16 protein-coding genes are annotated in these 17,601 nt (G+C 60.1%); 11 read left to right on the top strand and 5 right to left on the bottom strand.

Annotation, left to right across the window (positions count from 1 at the left end):
• Position 1: 1 nt before the first annotated feature.
• The 4 genes from FGO67_RS01330 to FGO67_RS01315 all read right to left on the bottom strand — a co-directional run bounded on the left by FGO67_RS01330 (position 2) and on the right by FGO67_RS01315 (position 3,623).
• Entirely contained in the window at positions 2-670 is a 669-nt protein-coding gene (locus FGO67_RS01330) for a TVP38/TMEM64 family protein (RefSeq protein WP_203298943.1), read from the bottom strand.
• 1 nt (position 671) lies between these two features.
• Entirely contained in the window at positions 672-1,439 is a 768-nt protein-coding gene (locus FGO67_RS01325) for a glycosyltransferase family 2 protein (RefSeq protein ID WP_203298942.1), read from the bottom strand.
• Positions 1,440-1,533: 94 nt separating this feature from the next.
• Positions 1,534-2,943, bottom strand: a complete 1,410-nt coding sequence (locus FGO67_RS01320; protein ID WP_203298941.1) for an ATP-binding protein — start codon at positions 2,941-2,943, stop codon at positions 1,534-1,536.
• The gene (locus FGO67_RS01315) at positions 2,940-3,623 is read right to left on the bottom strand and encodes a response regulator transcription factor (protein ID WP_203298940.1); all 684 of its coding nucleotides are present in this window, start codon (positions 3,621-3,623) and stop codon (positions 2,940-2,942) included. The genes FGO67_RS01320 and FGO67_RS01315 overlap by 4 nt, the downstream gene beginning before the upstream one ends.
• A gap of 171 nt (positions 3,624-3,794) precedes the next feature.
• Here FGO67_RS01315 and FGO67_RS01310 point away from each other — a divergent pair, with 171 nt between their 5' ends.
• The 9 genes from FGO67_RS01310 (at position 3,795) to FGO67_RS01275 (ending at position 12,617) form a co-directional block, all read left to right on the top strand.
• Entirely contained in the window at positions 3,795-4,499 is a 705-nt protein-coding gene (locus FGO67_RS01310; RefSeq protein ID WP_238942129.1) for a thermostable hemolysin, read from the top strand.
• Complete coding sequence (locus tag FGO67_RS01305) at positions 4,483-5,955, top strand: AMP-binding protein (RefSeq protein WP_238942128.1); 1,473 nt, start codon at positions 4,483-4,485, stop codon at positions 5,953-5,955. Before FGO67_RS01310 ends, FGO67_RS01305 begins: the two co-directional genes overlap by 17 nt.
• A 15-nt stretch (positions 5,956-5,970) precedes the next feature.
• A complete protein-coding gene (locus FGO67_RS17010) occupies positions 5,971-6,654 on the top strand; it encodes an iron-containing redox enzyme family protein (protein WP_238942127.1) in 684 nt (227 codons plus the stop codon).
• Positions 6,641-7,423 (top strand): SDR family oxidoreductase, encoded by a 783-nt coding sequence (locus tag FGO67_RS01300; RefSeq protein ID WP_203298939.1) that lies wholly within the window; start codon positions 6,641-6,643, stop codon positions 7,421-7,423. The genes FGO67_RS17010 and FGO67_RS01300 overlap by 14 nt, the downstream gene beginning before the upstream one ends.
• The gene (locus FGO67_RS01295; protein ID WP_203298938.1) at positions 7,420-7,575 is read left to right on the top strand and encodes a hypothetical protein; all 156 of its coding nucleotides are present in this window, start codon (positions 7,420-7,422) and stop codon (positions 7,573-7,575) included. The genes FGO67_RS01300 and FGO67_RS01295 overlap by 4 nt, the downstream gene beginning before the upstream one ends.
• A 93-nt stretch (positions 7,576-7,668) precedes the next feature.
• Positions 7,669-9,189, top strand: a complete 1,521-nt coding sequence (locus FGO67_RS01290; RefSeq protein WP_203298937.1) for a GGDEF domain-containing protein — start codon at positions 7,669-7,671, stop codon at positions 9,187-9,189.
• Between the two features lie 76 nt (positions 9,190-9,265).
• Positions 9,266-10,132 carry an MBL fold metallo-hydrolase gene (locus FGO67_RS01285; protein ID WP_203298936.1) on the top strand — a complete coding sequence of 289 codons (867 nt, stop codon included), beginning with the start codon at positions 9,266-9,268 and terminating at the stop codon, positions 10,130-10,132.
• A 7-nt stretch (positions 10,133-10,139) separates the two neighbouring features.
• Positions 10,140-11,873, top strand: a complete 1,734-nt coding sequence (locus FGO67_RS01280) for a SulP family inorganic anion transporter (protein WP_203298935.1) — start codon at positions 10,140-10,142, stop codon at positions 11,871-11,873.
• A gap of 84 nt (positions 11,874-11,957) precedes the next feature.
• Positions 11,958-12,617 carry an energy-coupling factor ABC transporter permease gene (locus FGO67_RS01275; RefSeq protein WP_203298934.1) on the top strand — a complete coding sequence of 220 codons (660 nt, stop codon included), beginning with the start codon at positions 11,958-11,960 and terminating at the stop codon, positions 12,615-12,617.
• Between the two features lie 6 nt (positions 12,618-12,623).
• Here the strand turns inward: FGO67_RS01275 and FGO67_RS01270 are convergent, their stop codons facing one another.
• Entirely contained in the window at positions 12,624-13,073 is a 450-nt protein-coding gene (locus FGO67_RS01270; RefSeq protein WP_203298933.1) for a potassium channel family protein, read from the bottom strand.
• Positions 13,074-13,157: 84 nt separating this feature from the next.
• Here FGO67_RS01270 and FGO67_RS01265 point away from each other — a divergent pair, with 84 nt between their 5' ends.
• Together FGO67_RS01265 and FGO67_RS01260 are read left to right on the top strand one after the other, a co-directional pair.
• Positions 13,158-14,417 (top strand): efflux RND transporter periplasmic adaptor subunit, encoded by a 1,260-nt coding sequence (locus tag FGO67_RS01265; RefSeq protein ID WP_203298932.1) that lies wholly within the window; start codon positions 13,158-13,160, stop codon positions 14,415-14,417.
• Positions 14,414-17,578, top strand: a complete 3,165-nt coding sequence (locus FGO67_RS01260; protein ID WP_203298931.1) for an efflux RND transporter permease subunit — start codon at positions 14,414-14,416, stop codon at positions 17,576-17,578. Before FGO67_RS01265 ends, FGO67_RS01260 begins: the two co-directional genes overlap by 4 nt.
• Positions 17,579-17,601 lie beyond the last annotated feature (23 nt).

Here is a 17,601-nt window from a genome sequence, read left to right as displayed (position 1 = left end):
CTCAAGACTGGCCGGAAACTGGGGTAGCGAGGATTTTTGCTCTGTGGCTGTGATAGAGAAATGCGCCAATAACGGAAGCGATGACGAACAGGGTAATGCTAAGCATGAGCTGATAGTGATCGGCGTTGCCAATGCCGGCACCCGCGAGCGCAAACACCAGCATCTGGGGCAAGTAGCCGAGCATGCTGCCCACCAGGAATGGTGTGAAGCGGATGTTCGAACAGCCGGCGACAAGATTGGTTGCCAGATTACTGCCAACAGGCAGTAACCGAATCATCAGGACTTTTAGCAGGGTTTGTTGGTGGAACAGGTCCTCAAACTGACGCATCCGCTGGCCGAATCGCTGGGCCAAAGATGTCCGCAGCAGCCAGCGAGCGGTGAAAAAGCAACCGCTGGCACCCACGGCCGCGGCCAGGGTTGAGAGTAAGGTGCCATGGATGCCGCCCAGGGCGAAACCCAGGACAAACGCCAGCAACTGCCGGGGTGCGCCGACACCGGTGAACAGGGCGCCGGCCAGGGCAACCCCGATCAGCCCCGGCACGCCATGGCTGTGGATATAGTTGGCGACGAGGTTCTTGTCCGAAATGAAATCCAGCCAGCCCTGCTGGATCGAAACAAAGCTGGCTGTCGCCAGGATAGCAAACACCAGCCAACGTACCCAATTTTGCATATCAGGATGCCTTCGCCATTGGCGTGCGGGGCTCCGACTCAATACTGCTGGCAATGACAGAAGGCCGGGTCCGGTGTAACAGCCACATGACACCGAAAAGGTCGAGAATCCCCGCCCAGGCCCGGTTCCAGGCCGTGTATTTTGACGTTCCACCGCCGCGCTGGCGGTGATTCACTTCCACCACCGCGATGTCACCACCCAATCCTTGTACCAGGGCTGGAATAAACCGGTGGCCGTGGTTGAACCAGGGCAGTTTCAGGAAGGTTGCCCGAGGAAACAGCTTAAGCCCACAGCCAGTGTCGGGTACGCCGTCGTGCAGCAGGGCGTTGCGAACCCGGTTGGCCAGCCGTGACTGAAAACGCTTCCAGGCGGTGTCCTTGCGGTTTTTGCGGTAGCCTGCGATACAGAAGTCGGCCGCCTTGATGGCTGCGGCTTTCTGTAGCAGGGCGGGAATGTCCGACGGATCGTTCTGTCCGTCGCCATCCATGGTCGCGATCAGGGTGCCGCGGGCCCGTCGGATGCCGGTTGCCAGGGCTCCGCTCTGGCCAACGCTCCGCTCATGGCGAATTCCGACCAGCCGACCGTTCAACAACTGGGCCGTGCGAACGGCGGTATCCAGGGTCTGATCGCTGCTGCCATCGTCCACCAGCACCACTTCAAAGTGAGGGTAATCTCGCATAACCGCGAAGATTTCGGTGATCAGGCTGGCAATGTTGTCTTGCTCATCCTTGGCGGGAATTACCAACGATAGTGATTTGTCCTGGCTCATAATTCCCTTCTCCAATTTCGAACGAACTGACAGGGCGGGCTGTTTAGCCCGCAGCTCTTGGATAGGAGTATCGGGGTCGAACCTTAACGCAACCTTAAATTGCCCTTTTGCGCTGAACCAGCCGGGCAGGTAACCAGATGTTGACGCAGAGCCCGGGTTGGCCATCGGGTCGATCATTCAGTGTGAGCTGGCCGCCATGAAGTTCGGCAATCCGGCGCGCAATGGCAAGCCCGAGGCCGGCACCGCCGCCGAGGCGCTGATCCAGGCGAACGAAACGGCTAAGGGCACGGTCACGCTCTTCCGGCGCAATGCCAGGGCCCTGGTCGCAGACTACGACCTGGTAGCCCTCACCGGACGACACCAGACGGGTCAGCAAGAAGGTGTGTTCAGGGCTGTATTGGATAGCGTTCGCCAGTAAGGAGCGCATCAGGGTGTTGATCAGAGCGCTGTGGCAATAAATGATGGCTTCGCCAACGTCGTCTTCCAGAATCGGTTCAATCTTTTTCCTTAACGCCAGCGGTGCGACATCAGCAATGCTCTGTTCCACCAGGGCTGACAAATTCCCAGGCTCGGCTTCGAGGCTGGTCGCTGCATCAACGCGACTCAACAGCAACATCTGCTCCACCAAATGCACCATGCGATCGACGGATTCAGTCAGGCCCTGGAAATCCTTCGGGTGTTTACCACTCAATTTCTCAAGATTAAGCCTTAGGGCGGCCAGCGGGGTGCGCAGTTCGTGGGCGGCATCGGCAGAAAACCGGCGCTCCCGTTCCAGCGCCTGGTTCAGTCGTCGTAGCAGACCGTTGACGGCGTTCACAAGGCCGGCCACTTCTTTCGGGGCCTGTTGTTCGTCCAAGGGATGAATCCGCTCCGGTTCCATGAAACGCACGGGTTTTTCCAAGCGTCGCAGTGGCCTGAAGCCGACTTGCACGGCAACAATTACGGCAATAACCAGTAATGGCAGAGCCAGCACCATGGGCAGGACGTTGCCCAAGGCTAACTCGCCGCTAAGCTCCTCGCGCACATCCTCCCGTTGCGCGGTGCGAATCCAGAATCCGGTGGCTGGATCCCTGAGCGTGAAGGTACGCCAGAGAAAGCCGCTGACTTCCGTCCAGGCAAAGCCCGGTTGCAAGCCCAGCCTGTCATCGGCTCGCAAGGTGTTGAGCAGCGGTTCCCGGTCCGGTGACCAGACTTCGAAGGCGATCTTCTTCTCGTATTTGTGCCCGGTACCATCGGGCAGGATTTCCTCGTCATCGGTTTCGGAGAGAGCACCTTCTGGAAGTTCCAGGGTCTTGCGCAGAACGGTGGCGAGTTGCTCCTGTGACTGAGTATCAGACAGGTGCTGAACCAACCCCTGCACAATGCGGGTACTCTGTGCCAGCTCGGCATCAAACAGCTCTTCAAGCTGATGATTGCTGACGTAAAAGCCCCAGCCCGCGGTGATCAGGGTGATGAGTAATACCGTAGTGGCGACCAGAACGGTCAGCGTACGGGTAAGGCTCACTGACTGTCTCCTTGCCCGGCTGCTTGGCTGTCTAGCAAGTAACCCACACCCCGGACCGTGCGTATGGTGGCTTTGCCAACCCGGCGTCTGAGGTGATGCATGTGAACCTCGAGCGCGTTGCTTTCAACACCATGCTCCCAGCCATAGAGCTGGTCTTCCAGTCGTCGACGGGTCGCAACCTGGTCTGGGTGTCGCATCAAAAAGTGCAAAATCTGAAACTCGCTCCGGGGCAAGGTGTAATGTTTTTCGCCGACTGTCAGCTGCCCGGAATCCGGCTGCAAAACCAGTTCTCCCACCACGAGTCCATTTTGGACTGTCGCTGTCCCTCGACGGCTGACCGCACGGATCCGTGCCTTGAGCTCTGCCATGGCAAAGGGTTTGGTGAGGTAGTCGTCGGCACCGGAATCCAGCCCCTGCAGTTTTTCATCGAGCTCGGTGCGCGCCGTCAGAATGATCACCGGTGTTTGAATGCCCCGTTTCCGAATGCGCCGGACAATGTCTAGGCCGTCTACACGGGGTAAGGTCAGATCCAGGATGACCAGATCAAAGGTTTCCTCCAGTAGCGCATTAAGTGCCTGCTGGCCATCGTCCAGCCAGTCAACCGTATTCTGATCTTCCCTCAGCATCTCGAGCATGGTGTTTGCGAGAGGGTGATCGTCTTCTACAAGCAGAATTCGCATGTCGGACCCCGACTATTAAAACGACTCAAGTCTGGCACAGAAACCTTAAGGCCGGCTTAAGAAAACGCTGTGCTGAGGTTAAGCCTTGGTTAAGCATGCCCGGGTAATCTCGCAGACATGTTACAGCGCCTCTGATTTGGGGCTTCGCTAAGCGTGTCTTGGAGAGTACTGATGTCAGACCCGTTAATGATGTCGACCTGTTGTTCCCCGGATGCGGAAGAGGTGATCCCCGTTATTCGATGTGCCGGTCGCTGGTTGTGCCAGGTGCAAGCTGACACGGAGATGGCGGCCTCGGTTGGCCAATTCATCCGTCGCCGATTCCATCTTGCCTATGGTGCCCAGCCAGTGTTGAGGATTCCCGATCTGCTGGTGCTAACCAGCGCGCAGGGATCCCTGCTGGCGGCGGTTGGGGTGCGCAGCGCCGCCCGTGAGTCCTTGTTTCTGGAAGACTACCTCGACGAGCCGGTGGAGAACCGAATACCGATAGCCGGCATCGGTCGTCAGGCCATTGCCGAGATTGCCCACCTTGCCGGCGTTGAAGCCGGTGTCAGCCGCTATCTTTTTGCCGCTCTGGCGGTTTGGCTGAATAACGCTGGGTACCGGTGGGTGGTCTTTACCGGTACCGAGCAATTGCGTAACAGCTTTCGCCGGCTGGGCATTGCCACCCACGTGATCGCCGAGGCGAACCCCGCGTGTCTTGCAGATGGCGGTGCGGGCTGGGGGCATTATTACGACCATCAACCGGTGGTGATGAGCGTCAGCGTCTCCGAGGCACTTACAGCCCTGAGGTCGGTGGGTCTGCTGAAGGTCACCTACCCGGTGACCGACGAAGCGTCAGCTTCGAAGGTGGGAGGTCGGTATGGCCACACTGCCTGAATTGCTGGTTGCCCAAGTCGAACGCACGCCAGATCGGCTTGCCCTGAGATCACCCAATGGCGTGCTTGGTTTTCGGGCATTGCACGACGCTGCAACCGACGTGGCTGATCGGCTCAGGGAACAGGGAGTTGAACGCCTCGGCCTTGGTGGTGACAACACCGCCGCCTGGGTGATTGGCGACTTGGCCTGCCTGATCGCCGGCGTGGTCTGCGTCCCGGTGCCGGTATTTTTCTCCCCGAGCCAGACCGATCACCTGATTGCCCGTGCCGGGCTGGATGGCTTGTTATGGGCTGACTCGGCCGAGGGTCGCGAGAGGCTGGGGCATGGCGTCTGGCTGGAAAAACTGCCGGTGACGGCGGCGTCAGCCCGAATGCCCGAGCGCACCGCCAAGATCACTTTTACCTCCGGCAGTACGGGTACGCCCAGGGGCGTGTGTCTGTCGGCCGAGCAGATGGCGGCGACCACGCTGGCACTGCGCGAGCGCCTGCAGCGAGTCGAACTCCGACATCATCTGTGCATCCTGCCGCTGGCCACCCTGCTGGAGAACATCGCGGGTGTCTATCTGCCGCTGCTGATGGGCGCCACCGTCGAACTGGCTCCGCTGGGCAGACTCGGCATGACCGGCAGCAGCGGGCTGGATGCACCCGAACTGATTGCCGGCCTGAACCGGATTAGGCCAGATTCGGTCATTTTGGTGCCGGAACTGGCCAGTTTGCTGGTAGACGCGGCCGAGCGGGGCAGCCTCGAGCCCGGCCTGTTTCGTTTTCTCGCCGTGGGCGGCGGCAAGGTGTCGCCGGACCTTCTGCTACGGGGCCGTGCGGCAGGTTTTCCCCTCTATGAAGGTTATGGCCTGTCAGAGTGCGGTTCGGTAGTGGCACTGAATGTGCCGGGGCAGGATCGTCCGGGCACGGTGGGTCGACCGTTGGGCCACGTTCAGCTTGAGCTGGATGGCGACCGGCAAATTCGCATTCGTGGCAACACCCACTTGGGCTATCTCGGTGATGAGGCGTTGGCCGATGGCATTCTCGACACAGGCGATCTGGGCGAACTCGATGACGACGGGTTTCTCCGGGTAGATGGCCGTTCCAAGAACCTGCTGATAACCAGCTTCGGCCGCAACGTCAGCCCGGAATGGCTGGAAAGCGAGCTAATTCAGGCGGCCGGTGCACGCCAGGCAGTGGTGTTTGGTGACGGCGAGCCGCAGCTGCGAGCCCTGATTACAGTCACCGGTGGCCAGTCGCCAGAGCAGATTTCCGAAGCGCTGAGTGAACTGAACCATCGGCTGCCCGACTACGCCCGGCTTGCGACCGTGTATATCTGCCGGCAATTGCTTAGCCAGACGAAGGGCCACATCACCGCAAATGGGCGCCCGGTCCGGGATCAGATTCAATCCGATTTGCCAGCGTTGCTGGCCGACACCCACCCCACTGATATGACAACGTCCCCGACGACGTAGCCAGGAGAATCTCACATGGCATTTTTTGACAGATTACAGCAAGAGACTGCACAAGCCCGCGCGCACGTAACGGATGCCCCGGTGATCCGGGCCATTCAGGAGGGGCGCTTTGAGCTTGAGGGCTATACCTGGTTCCTCACCCAGGCCTATCACCATGTCAAACACACGGTGCCCCTGATGATGGCCTGTGGCGGAAGACTACCGGAGCGCCTCGAATTCGTGCGCAAGGCGTTGGTGGAATACATCGATGAGGAATACGGCCACCACGAATGGATTCTGAACGATCTCGAAGCCTGCGGCGCGGACAAGGAAGCGATCCGGCAGGGTAAGCCGGACACCTCCATTGAACTGATGGTTGCCTATCTGTACGACCGGATCAACCGCGGCAATCCGGCGGCTTTCTTCGGCATGGTGCAGGTTCTTGAGGGCACGTCCATCGAACTGGCGACGCCTCTGGGTGAACAGATTCAGAAACAGTTGGGCTTGCCGGACCAGGCCTTCAGTTACCTGTATTCCCACGGTGCCCTGGATCAGGAGCACTTTGAGTTCTTCCGAAACCTGATGAACGACATGACCGATGTCGACGACCAGCAGGCCATCATTGAATCAGCCCAGATGGTTTACCAGCTTTATGGCGATATGTTGCACAGCATTCCGGTGCAGGTCAGTCGCAAGGAGGCTCAGCATGAGGCTGCATGATCGTACATTTCTTTTGTTGGGCGGCACCGGGGGTATCGGCAAGGCACTGGTCGAATCACTGAGCCACTCCGGGGCCCGAGTGGTCGTCGCATCCCGCCAGCCCGAGGGGCTGATTCCGGTGAGCGGAGTCTCCTCTGTACAACTGGATCTGGCGGCACTGGATCTGGAACAACAGTTGGAGCGCCTGAGTGACGCCTACCCGGATATCGATGGGGTCATTCACTGTGCCGGCCAGAACGTCTTCGCCAGTCTGGGTAATCAGCCCGTGAGCGCCATTGATGACCAGCTGATGGTTAATCTTCGCAGTGCCATGCTGGTGGCGCGGCACTTTTCTCCGCGCTTCGAGAAGGCGGGCTATGGCGCCCTGGTGTTTGTGGGTTCTACCTTTGGCAGCATTGGTTTCCCCGGGTATACCACTTATTGCGCCACCAAATTCGGTCTGCGGGGTTTTTCCGAAGCCTTGCGCCGAGAGCTGGCGGATACGCCGGTGCAGGTGATCTATGTGGCCCCGCGTGCGACCGCGACCGCTATGAATCCGGAAGCGGTGAACGAACTAAACCGGGCATTGGGCAACACCATGGACGCCCCGGATGCGGTCGCCGGCCAGATTCTCAGGGCCATGGAACGAGACGAGAGGCGGCGCTTTCTTGGCTGGCCGGAGAAGCTGTTTGTGGTGATCAACGGAATTCTGCCGCGCATCGTGGATAAGGCCATGTTGAAACAACTGCCTGTTATCCGACGTTTTCTGAATACGGGGGTGCTGTCATGAAATGGATTGTGTTGCTGTTTGCGGGGATGTTCGTCATGCCGGTCTCGGCCGCTTATCTGAGAAAAACTCTGGAAGCTCCGCCCCGGGTTGGGCGGGAACTTGCGGATGCCGGGCGTAGGGAGCAGGCCAGGCGCCTTCTTGAGCAGCTTTGATCCGTTGCCGGGTGTGGCTCGCCGCGCCCTTTGGCGTGAACTACACTTGGATCGAAGAAGGCGCGAAGCCTTCAATCCGGAAAAGTGCTCGTAATGGCGACAAAGGGCTCTCAACGGACGGGGCTTGCTCCGTCTGCAGACTTTTTCCACAAGCTGGTGTCGGCGGCCCCGGGCATTCTGTTCGCCTATTGGCTCAGCGCCGATGGAGAATCTCATTGTTTTCCTTACATCAGCGAACAGATCCGGCCGCAATTCGGTCTTGACCCCGAGGAGCTCGCGGAAACAGCTGACCCCCTGTTCGCGATCCTCCATCATGACGATACCGATGATCTGGAGGAGAGCATCCGGGAATCGGCCCATGCCCTGATGCCCTGGCAATACAGGGCCCGCATGAAAATGAACGGCACCGGTTACCAATGGTTTGAGGCCTTGTCCCGGCCGGAACGTCAACCTGATGGCAGCACGCTCTGGTACGGCCAGTTCCACAATATTCAGCACTACAAGGTGCTGGAGCAGGAGCTGCGCGCCAGTGAGTCGGAGTATTCGTTTCAGGCCGGGTTCCAGCGCTTGGTGGCTCGCTTGTCGACCGAGTTCATCAATCTGGGTTTTGGCACCATTGATGAGTGCATCGATGAGCTGCTCAAGAGCGTGGGTGAGTTCTTTTCCATGGATCGGGCTTATCTCTACGCCTTTAATGAGGATTACACCGCCATCACCAAAACCCATCAATGGTGTCGGGACGGCGTGCCGTCGCTGGTTGATGAGGACCAGACCGTGTCCGTAGATTCTTACCAGTGCTGGCGTAAACAGCTGTTGGAGATGGTGCAAAGTAATCAGGTTGCCCATGTTGAAGATGTGTCCGACACGCCACCGGACATTGCCGTGATTCACACTCAGTCGGAATCCACATTCTCCGATGCGGCATCAGTGTTTTGTGTTCCGGTGCGGGCAAAGGGTGATGTGGTCGGTTTTCTTGGCCTTGATTCCCTGGCGCCGCGGGAGTGGCGTCGGGACCTGCACGACCTGTTGGTTATCGTTTCCAGCATGCTGTCCGGTGCCCTGGAGCGAAACCTGCTTGAGGAGCAGTTACTGAGCCAGTCGATCCGGGATCCGATGACCGGACTGCACAATCGCCGTTACCTGATGCCGCGGCTCAGTGAGCTGGTGGAGCGGGCTGAGCGCTACGATGAGAATTTCACCATCGCCATGCTGGATATCGACCATTTCAAGCAGATCAATGATTCTGTTGGTCATCTCGGTGGTGACTTTGTCCTGCGCCGGTTTGCTGACATTCTGGAGGATCTGATCCGTGCCACCGATGTGGTCGCACGGTTCGGCGGCGAGGAATTCATGGTGGTGTTCCCAGGCACCGAACAGTCGGCCGTCAAGCAGATGATTGGCCGGATTCTGGCGGCGGTGCGAAATGGCAGCTTTGTCTTCGAGGGGCGGGCAATTCCAGTGACGGTAAGCGCCGGGGTTGCCTCGGTCCGGGAGCGGGACGATCGCATGATTTCGGTCGACGCGGTGATCGGCCGGGCCGATCATCGCCTGTACCTTGCCAAGCAGTCCGGGCGGGATTGTGCCTTCGACATTTCGGGCCCGCTCGGTCTGTGAGGAACCACATTTCACCTTATATCGCGTAATGGTATATGCTTATAACCCAAAGCGCATTTAGGCAAAGGTGAGCATCATGAGTAATCCCATCGTCCAGCCGTTTTTCGACGAAGCCACCAACACGTTCAGCTACGTGGTTCGGGATCCGGACAGCCAGGCCTGTGCGATCCTGGATTCGGTGCTGGACTTCGATTACGCCGCCGGTCGCACCGCTGTGGACTCCGCCAATGACATCGTGGCTTACGTACAACGCAATGATCTAACGGTGGAGTGGGTGCTGGAAACCCACGTCCATGCCGACCATCTGTCGGCTGCGCCGCACCTGAAAAAACAACTGGGCGGCAAGACCGGTATCGGCCTGCACATTCGCGATGTCCAGGAAATCTTTGGCGAGGTTTTTAACGCGGGCGGCGACTTCGCCCGGGATGGCAGTCAGTTCGACCGGCTTTTCCAGGAAGGCGACCGCTTCCGGATTGGCGGGCTGGAGGCCCGGGTTCTGCACACGCCCGGTCACACGCCCGCGTGCCTTACCTACGTCATCGGTGACGCGGCCTTCGTTGGCGATACCCTGTTCATGCCGGACTACGGTACTGCCCGGTGTGATTTTCCCGGCGGCGACGCCCGAACCCTGTACCGCTCCATTCAGAAAGTGCTGGCACTGCCGCCGGAGACCCGCTTGTTTCTGTGTCACGACTACAAGGCCCCGGGCCGGGATGACTACGCCCCGATGACCACCGTGGCGGAACAACGCAACAACAACATTCACGTGCACGATGGCATGTCTGAGGACGAGTTTGTCACTCTTCGCACCGAGCGCGACGCCACCCTCGGCATGCCGAGACTGATACTGCCGGCGGTGCAGGTCAACATGCGTGCCGGGCAGTTTCCGCCGGCAGAGGACAATGGTCAGATTTATTTGAAAGTGCCTATTAACCGGTTCTGAGGCGGCAATGAACGTCAAACGCTACTTGCCCCTTCTGGACTGGCTGCCCGGCTATGGCCGAAGTCAGGCCTCCAGTGATCTGGTGGCAGCAGTCATTGTCACCGTGATGCTGATTCCCCAATCGCTGGCTTACGCGTTGCTCGCGGGGTTGCCGGCTCAGGTGGGGCTGTATGCCAGTATCCTGCCCTTGGTGGTGTATGCGGTGTTCGGCACCAGTCGCACGCTCTCGGTGGGGCCGGTGGCGGTGGCATCGCTGATGACGGCGGCTGCGCTCGCCCCTCTGGCCCAGGCTGGAACATCGGAGTATCTCGTTGGCGCCGTGGTGCTGGCAACGCTGTCCGGGCTAATGCTCATGGCCATGGGGTTGCTTCGGCTGGGCTTTATGGCCAATTTCCTGAGTCACCCGGTGATCTCCGGCTTCATCACCGCTTCCGGCATTGTCATTGCGGCGAGTCAGCTAAAGCACATTCTGGGGGTTGAGGCGTCTGGTCATAGTCTGCTCGAAATCGTGACTTCCCTGGCGGGTTCCATTGACCAGATCAACGGGGCGACGGTCGTCGTTGGCGGCGGGGCTTTGCTGTTTTTGCTGGTTGCGCGCAAGCGCCTGAATCCGCTGTTGCGCGCCGTCGGGCTGGCACCCCGGTTGGCAGAAATTCTGACCAAGACCGCGCCAATTCTGGCGGTGCTGGTAACCACGTTGCTGGCCTGGCAGCTGGATCTCGGTGCCCAGGGTGTGAAGCTGGTTGGCCAAGTGCCGGCGGGCTTGCCCTCCCTGGCTTTGCCCAGCCTCGACTGGGGGCTATGGCAGCAGCTGGCCGTGAGCGCCCTGCTGATCAGTGTGGTGGGTTTTGTGGAGTCGGTGTCGGTGGGGCAGACCCTGGGCGCAAAGCGTCGCCAGCGTATCGACCCGGATCAGGAACTGATCGGGCTGGGCGCAGCCAACGTCAGCGCCGGCCTGTCCGGCGGCATGCCGGTAACCGGGGGCTTCTCGCGGTCGGTGGTGAACTTCGACGCCGGCGCAGAAACCCCCGCGGCTGGTGCCTTCACGGCGGTAGGAATTGCCTTGGCCACCCTGTACCTGACCCCGGCCATAGCCTACCTGCCCCAGGCGACGCTGGCAGCAACCATCATGGTGGCGGTTGCCACCCTGATTGATCTGCCTGCGCTGGCGCGCACCTGGCGCTATTCCAGGTCCGATTTTGGCGCCATGCTGGCCACCATCCTGCTGACCCTTGTGCACAGCGTTGAGGCCGGCATCCTGGCTGGCGTGGGATTGTCCATCGGCCTGTTTCTCTACCGCACCAGCCGGCCTCACAGCGCTGTTGTTGGTCGGGTGCCCGGGACTGAACACTTTCGAAACGTGCTGCGCCACGATGTTGAACTTTGTCCCAAGGTGACCTTTCTTCGGGTGGATGAAAGCCTGTATTTTGCCAATGCCCGGTTCCTGGAGGAGCGGGTGATGGATCTGGTGGCCGGCGAGCCAGCGTTGAAGCATCTGGTGCTGGTCTGCCCGGCAGTGAATCTCATCGATGCGTCGGCGCTGGAGAGCCTGGAAGCCATCAACGACCGCCTGCGAAATGCCGGCGTCGCGCTGCACCTGTCGGAGGTGAAAGGACCGGTGATGGACCGTCTCAGGGATACGGATCTGCTGGCCAATTTGAGTGGCGAGGTTTTTCTCAGCACCTATGAAGCCTGGCAGCGACTGATCGGGCAGTCGGTAGCGCAGCGTATTATCGTCTGACCGTCAGCACACTTGCCCAATGGGTGGGGCCGACCGGTACTATGGCATTTTTTCTTTCGGCGTTCAGACAACGGCACGCGCACTATGGGTATGACCGAAAACCTGCTTTCGACCACCCAGTGGCTCATCACCCTGGTGCTGTTTCTGCTGATCCTGGTGCGGGCGGTGCGCATCATCGACTGGCAGGCTGTGCGCCGGGATAACACCCTGCAGCACACGTTCTTCGGTGCCGCCCTGGTGCTGGGCTTTCTCTGGCAGTTGCGGGCGGGGCTGTCTCCCGGCCTGTCCATTCATGTGTTCGGTATTACGGTGATCACGCTGATGTTGGGTTGGGCACTGGCGGTTCTGGCCGGCCTGCTGGCGCTGGTCATTACCGTGATCACCGGACGCGAACCCTTGCTGATGTTTGCCGCCAACGGCTTGATTACCGTCATGATTCCAGCTTTAGTCAGTCATGGCATCATGCTTTGGGAGCGTCACAAAAATTTTAAGAACTTTTTCGCCTATATTTTCGTGTGTGGTTTTTTTGGTGCTGGTGTTGCGGTCGCGGCGGCCGGCATTGTGATGTGTCTGCTGCTCTGGTCCAGCGGCGTCTATGATTTGTCTGAACTGGTGCATGAATACCTGCGGTATTTGCCGCTGTTCATGATTCCCGAGGGGTTTGCCAATGGTGCCTTTGTTACCGGGTTGATGGTTTTTCATCCGGATCGGCTCACTACCCTGGATCAGCGACGCTATCGGTAACGGCGGTCAGCGTTTTGGCCAGTATCGCTGCATCTCGACGAACAGGAAGGAGGCGCTCCAGCTGATCAGCACCAGCCCCGTAAGGCCCTCGATGCCGGTCAGAAAGCGTAAAGCGCCGATTGGTTCGACGTCCCCGTAACCCACGGTGGTGAAGGTGCTGAAGGAAAAATAGACGCAATCCAGGAGGCTGCCGGTGAAATTACCCACCAACAGCCCCCAACCACTGGCGTGGTGCATCCAGTAATAGGCGATGGCAAACACCCAAACCTGAAGGCTGTGCGCCAGGAGAAGCCCGAAAACTGCCACAATCAGTCGGAATCTATGCCGGAGCTGTATTTTAACAAGCAAACTGCTGAGCCGAATCAGGGCTTCGTAGTGGAGCAGAACCACCACAGCAACAACCAGGCTATTGAGAAGGATTGCCTCGGCGAGGCTGGCGTGATCTTCTACCGGCAACGGTGCAGTACTCCAGACCTGATCAAATAATTCACATGGCTCTCCTGATGGAGGGTTTAATTTACTTTAGTTGGCCGTTTAGTAATGTCCAAACGACTCTTTCCCCTGATCATTCTTGCACTTGGTGTCCTTGGTTTTCTCGCCCTCAAGATGACTCGCCCGGAACCGGCCGCAGTCAGCGCCACGGAACGCAGCTGGCGCGTGAGTACCCAGGTTGTTGAGCCGGGAAGCCACACGCCGTTGTTGCCCCTGTATGGCCAGGTTGTGGCGCCCGAGCAGCTGAACGTGACCGCGACACTGGCCGGGCGCATTGACGCCCGACCGGTGTCGGAGGGTGAGCGGGTGCAGGCCGGGGATCTGCTGGTGGCGCTGGATGACGCCGATATCCGGCCGGTACTGACCCAGGCAGAGTCTCAGGTGGCCGATCTCAAGGCCCAGCTTCAGTCGGAAGAGATCCGGCACCGCAATGACAGGGCGGCGATCAAGAGTGAGCGTGCGATTCGTGATAATGCGGCCCGGCAACTGGAGCGCACCAAGTCTCTGGTCGGCCGTAATCTGGCCTCGCAGGAAAATCTGGAAGCCGCTACCGACGCCCTGGCCCGGGCGGAGCTGACGGTCAGCACGCGCCAGCGGGCTATCGACGAACACCCATCCCGATTGCAGAGTCTGGAAGCCAAGCTGGCTCAGGCCGAAGCCAACCTGGCGACCATTGAACGGGACGCCAGGCGGGCCCGACTTACCGCCCCGTTCGATGGCGTGGTCACCGGTGTCCAGGTGGCACCCGGGGATCTGGTGGCCCGCAACGAACCTCTGCTGTCCCTGTATCCAGCCAAGAACCTCGAGCTGCGGGCGCGGGTGCCGGCGTTGTTCCGGGCGGAGCTGCTCGACGCCCTGGCCCGGGGAGAAACGCTGATGGCCTCCAGTGAGGGCGGCGAGCACCGATTTGAACTGGTCCGGTTTGCCGGCACTGCCGATGCCGCCGGCACCGAAGCCATTTTGGCCCTGGTTGGCAAGGGTGGCGGCTTGCGCCCCGGTGAGTTGCTGCCGGTTAACCTGCAGCGGCCGGAACGCGCGGATACCGTTGCCATCCCTTTCAGCGCGCTTTATGGCGCCAACGCCGTTTATCTGATGAATCAGGACCAGCGTATGGAGCGGGTTCGGATCGAGCGCATAGGCGAGGCCATGGCGAACAACGGCGAACGCCGGCTCCTGGTGGCGGGTGAAGAACTCAAGCCGGGTGCAAAGCTGATTACCACTCACTTGCCCAACGCCATGACCGGGTTGAAAGTTGAGCAGGTGGACCCTGCACCGTCGAAAGAGAAGGGCGTGGAGGCTGCTGAATGAGAGGCCGCCGGGGGGTGATCGGTTTTTTTGTGCATCACCGGGTTGCCGCCAATCTGGTGATGCTGGTGATGTTGCTGGGTGGCGTGCTCGCGCTGACCCGGATGAATATCCAGTTTTTCCCCACCTTCGCCCTCGACTATGTCAGTGTCCGGGTGGTCTGGAGCGGCGCCTCGGCTGAGGATGTCGAGCAGGGTGTTACCGACCCTCTGGAGCAACGGCTGCGCAGCATCGACGGCCTTAAGAAGATGACCTCAACGTCGGCCCAGAGCGTGTCCTCCATCACCCTCGAGTTCCATGAGGGCACCGACCCCATGCAGGCGCTGGACGACGTCAATCAGCAGGTGGACGAATTCACCAACCTGCCGGCGGATGCGGAAGAGCCTCAGGTCACCCGGATCGAGCGCTATGAGCCAGTGGCGCGATTGCTGGTCTACGGCGATATGGATCGCAGCGAATTGCGGTCTTTGAGTTACCGGTTCGAGGATGAACTGCTGGAGCAGGGCATTGACCGGGTCGAAATCTCCGGTTTGCCGGAGCAGCAGATCAGCATCGATGTGCCGGTTGAACGCCTGGAAACACTGGGGCTGTCCCTGGAACAGATTGCCGACCGGGTGGCCTCCATTTCCCGGGATCTGCCCGCTGGCATGATGGCGCAGCAAGATGCCACTCGGGAGTTGCGGGCGGTGGAGCAGCGCCGGTCCGCCCAGGCGTTCGAGGACGTCACGGTACTCAGTGGTGAGCGGATTCAGCTCAGGCTGGGGGATATTGCCATCATCCGGCAGGAAGCCCGGGATAATCAGGTGACCCTGAGTCGCAACGGTTTCCCAGCGGCGGAGCTAGTGCTTCAGCGCGCCGAAAATGGCGATTCCCTGGAGTCCGCCCAGGTATTGGATGACTGGCTGGAAAAAACCCGGCCGACGCTGCCGCCCTCCCTGACCCTGGAAGTGTACGACCAGTCCTGGCAGCTGTTGAACGACCGTATTTCCCTGCTGGTTACCAATGGCCTGGGCGGCCTGGTGCTGGTGGTCTGTCTGTTGTATCTGTTCCTGCCGGGCCGCGTGGCGGTCTGGGTGGCGATCGGCATACCCACCGCTTTCCTGGCATCCATGGCGGTGCTTTGGGGCATTGGTGGCTCCATCAATATGATTTCGCTGTTTGCCTTGATCATGGCCCTGGGGGTGATCGTTGACGATGCCATTGTTGTCGGCGAGGACGCCGATGCCCATGCGCGTATGGGCGAGGAGTCCATATACGCTTCCGAAGGCGCCGCCAAGCGCATGGTGTGGCCGGTATTGGCCTCGTCCCTGACCACAGTCGCGGCGTTCATGCCGCTGCTGGTGGTCGGCGGTGTCATCGGCAATATTCTCGGTGACATTCCCACGGTGATGATCTGTGTGCTGGTGGCTTCGCTTCTGGAGTGCTTTATTGTGCTGCCCGCGCACCTACGTCACGCCTTCGTGCCCCGTGGACGTTCCGGTGGCGAAAAACAATCGGCTCCCACCAGCCGTAACCCGATTGCACGTTTGCGAACCGGTTTTGAGAAGAAATTTGATCAGTTCCGCGAAGGCCGGTTTCGTCGGTTTTCCCTGCTTAGCCTGAAGTACCGGGGCGTGACCCTGGCTAGCGCGGTTGCATTGGCCCTGCTTACCGTTGGTTTGCTGGCCGGTGGCCGGCTCGGCTTCAACTTTTTCCCCACGCCCGAGCCCTCGATTTTCTACGCCAATGCCAGCTTTGTGGCCGGCACCGATGAGCGCACGGTGGACCGGTTTCTGGAGGATATGCGAAGAAGCCTGAACGAAACCGAGGAAGCCCTCGGCGGCGACCTGATCCGTCATGCCATTACCCGCGAGGGCGCAACCCTGGGGTCTGGAGGCCGGTCACGTACCGGTGAAGAGCTCGGAGCCATGTTCATCGAACTGGCACCCTCAGACCGGCGCTCGGTTCGCAATCCCGAGTTCATTAACGAGTGGCGCAGCCGCCTGGCGCTGCCCGCGGGGCTGGAAAACCTGAGCATCTCCGAGCGGCAAGCCGGACCGCCGGGCCGGGATGTAAACGTGCGCCTGACCGGCGACGATGCCGAATCCCTGAAAGCCGCCGCCGAAGCCCTGTCCCAGGCGCTGTCGACCCTGCCGGGCGTGCTCGACGTGGAAGACGACATGCCCTGGGGGCGGGAGCAGCTGATCTACCAGGTGAGCGCCTACGGCGAGGCCCTCGGCCTGACTACCTCCGATCTGGGCCGACAACTGCGGGCTGCCTTTGATGGCCGTATTGCCCAGATCTACCAGGATGGACGGGACGAAGTGGAAGTGCGGGTGCAGCTGCCCCAGGATCAGCGCGAGCGACTCTCCACCTTGTCGCAGATGACGGTCAGAGTGCCGGATGGCCGCTTCGTGCCACTCAGCCAGGTCATGAACCTGGACCACCGGCAGGGCTTTGAAGCGCTCCGCCACGCGGATGGCAAGCTGTCGGTAGAGGTGACCTCCGGGCTCAATACCCAGGTCAGCACCACGGACCAGATTCTCGACAGCCTGCAGGCCGAAGCCCTGCCGGAAATCGCCAGTCGCTATAACGTGCGCTACAGCTTTGAAGGCCGCGCCGCCGACCAGCGCGAAACTTTGGCCGACATGCAGACCGGTCTGATCATCGGCCTCGGCCTGATGTACGTGGTGCTGGTCTGGGTGTTTGCGTCCTGGAGTCTGCCGGTAATTGTCATGGCGATCATTCCCTTTGCCTTGGTCGGAGCCCTTATCGGGCATTGGCTGATGGGGCTCCAGCTCACCATCCTGTCCCTGTTCGGGTTGTTTGGTTTGTCCGGAATAGTGGTCAATAACGCCATCATCCTCGTAGCTTTCTATAACCAGCAGCGAAAAAAGGGCCTCGACATCACTGAAGCCCTGAACGAGGCTGCGGTTCAGCGGGTGCGGGCGGTGCTGCTGACCTCGCTGACCACGATCGGTGGCCTGTTGCCGCTGTTGTTCGAAACCTCGCTGCAGGCGCAGTTCCTGATACCCATGGCGACTTCAATCGCGTTCGGGCTTGGGCTGTCGACACTGCTGGTGCTGCTGGTGATTCCGGCGCTGCTGTCCTGGCTGGAGCAATTCCGGGAATGGCGCGCCCAACGACACGGCGAGCATGCTCCTCTCATAGGAGTAGACGAATAGAGGGATAGGAGTAGACGAATAAA

This window comes from Marinobacter sediminum, assembly GCF_016820575.1.
Taxonomy (GTDB): Bacteria; Pseudomonadota; Gammaproteobacteria; order Pseudomonadales; family Oleiphilaceae; genus Marinobacter; species Marinobacter sediminum.
This window is presented reverse-complemented; position numbering and strand designations above follow the sequence as displayed.

Coding starts and splice junctions, on each gene's coding strand:
- FGO67_RS01330 (WP_203298943.1), bottom strand. CDS start 670: ATGCAAAATTGGGTACGTTGGCTGGTGTTTGCTATCCTGGCGACAGCC.
- FGO67_RS01325 (WP_203298942.1), bottom strand. CDS start 1,439: ATGAGCCAGGACAAATCACTATCGTTGGTAATTCCCGCCAAGGATGAG.
- FGO67_RS01315 (WP_203298940.1), bottom strand. CDS start 3,623: ATGCGAATTCTGCTTGTAGAAGACGATCACCCTCTCGCAAACACCATG.
- FGO67_RS01310 (WP_238942129.1), top strand. CDS start 3,795: ATGTCAGACCCGTTAATGATGTCGACCTGTTGTTCCCCGGATGCGGAA.
- FGO67_RS01305 (WP_238942128.1), top strand. CDS start 4,483: ATGGCCACACTGCCTGAATTGCTGGTTGCCCAAGTCGAACGCACGCCA.
- FGO67_RS17010 (WP_238942127.1), top strand. CDS start 5,971: ATGGCATTTTTTGACAGATTACAGCAAGAGACTGCACAAGCCCGCGCG.
- FGO67_RS01300 (WP_203298939.1), top strand. CDS start 6,641: ATGAGGCTGCATGATCGTACATTTCTTTTGTTGGGCGGCACCGGGGGT.
- FGO67_RS01295 (WP_203298938.1), top strand. CDS start 7,420: ATGAAATGGATTGTGTTGCTGTTTGCGGGGATGTTCGTCATGCCGGTC.
- FGO67_RS01290 (WP_203298937.1), top strand. CDS start 7,669: ATGGCGACAAAGGGCTCTCAACGGACGGGGCTTGCTCCGTCTGCAGAC.
- FGO67_RS01285 (WP_203298936.1), top strand. CDS start 9,266: ATGAGTAATCCCATCGTCCAGCCGTTTTTCGACGAAGCCACCAACACG.
- FGO67_RS01280 (WP_203298935.1), top strand. CDS start 10,140: ATGAACGTCAAACGCTACTTGCCCCTTCTGGACTGGCTGCCCGGCTAT.
- FGO67_RS01275 (WP_203298934.1), top strand. CDS start 11,958: ATGGGTATGACCGAAAACCTGCTTTCGACCACCCAGTGGCTCATCACC.
- FGO67_RS01265 (WP_203298932.1), top strand. CDS start 13,158: ATGTCCAAACGACTCTTTCCCCTGATCATTCTTGCACTTGGTGTCCTT.
- FGO67_RS01260 (WP_203298931.1), top strand. CDS start 14,414: ATGAGAGGCCGCCGGGGGGTGATCGGTTTTTTTGTGCATCACCGGGTT.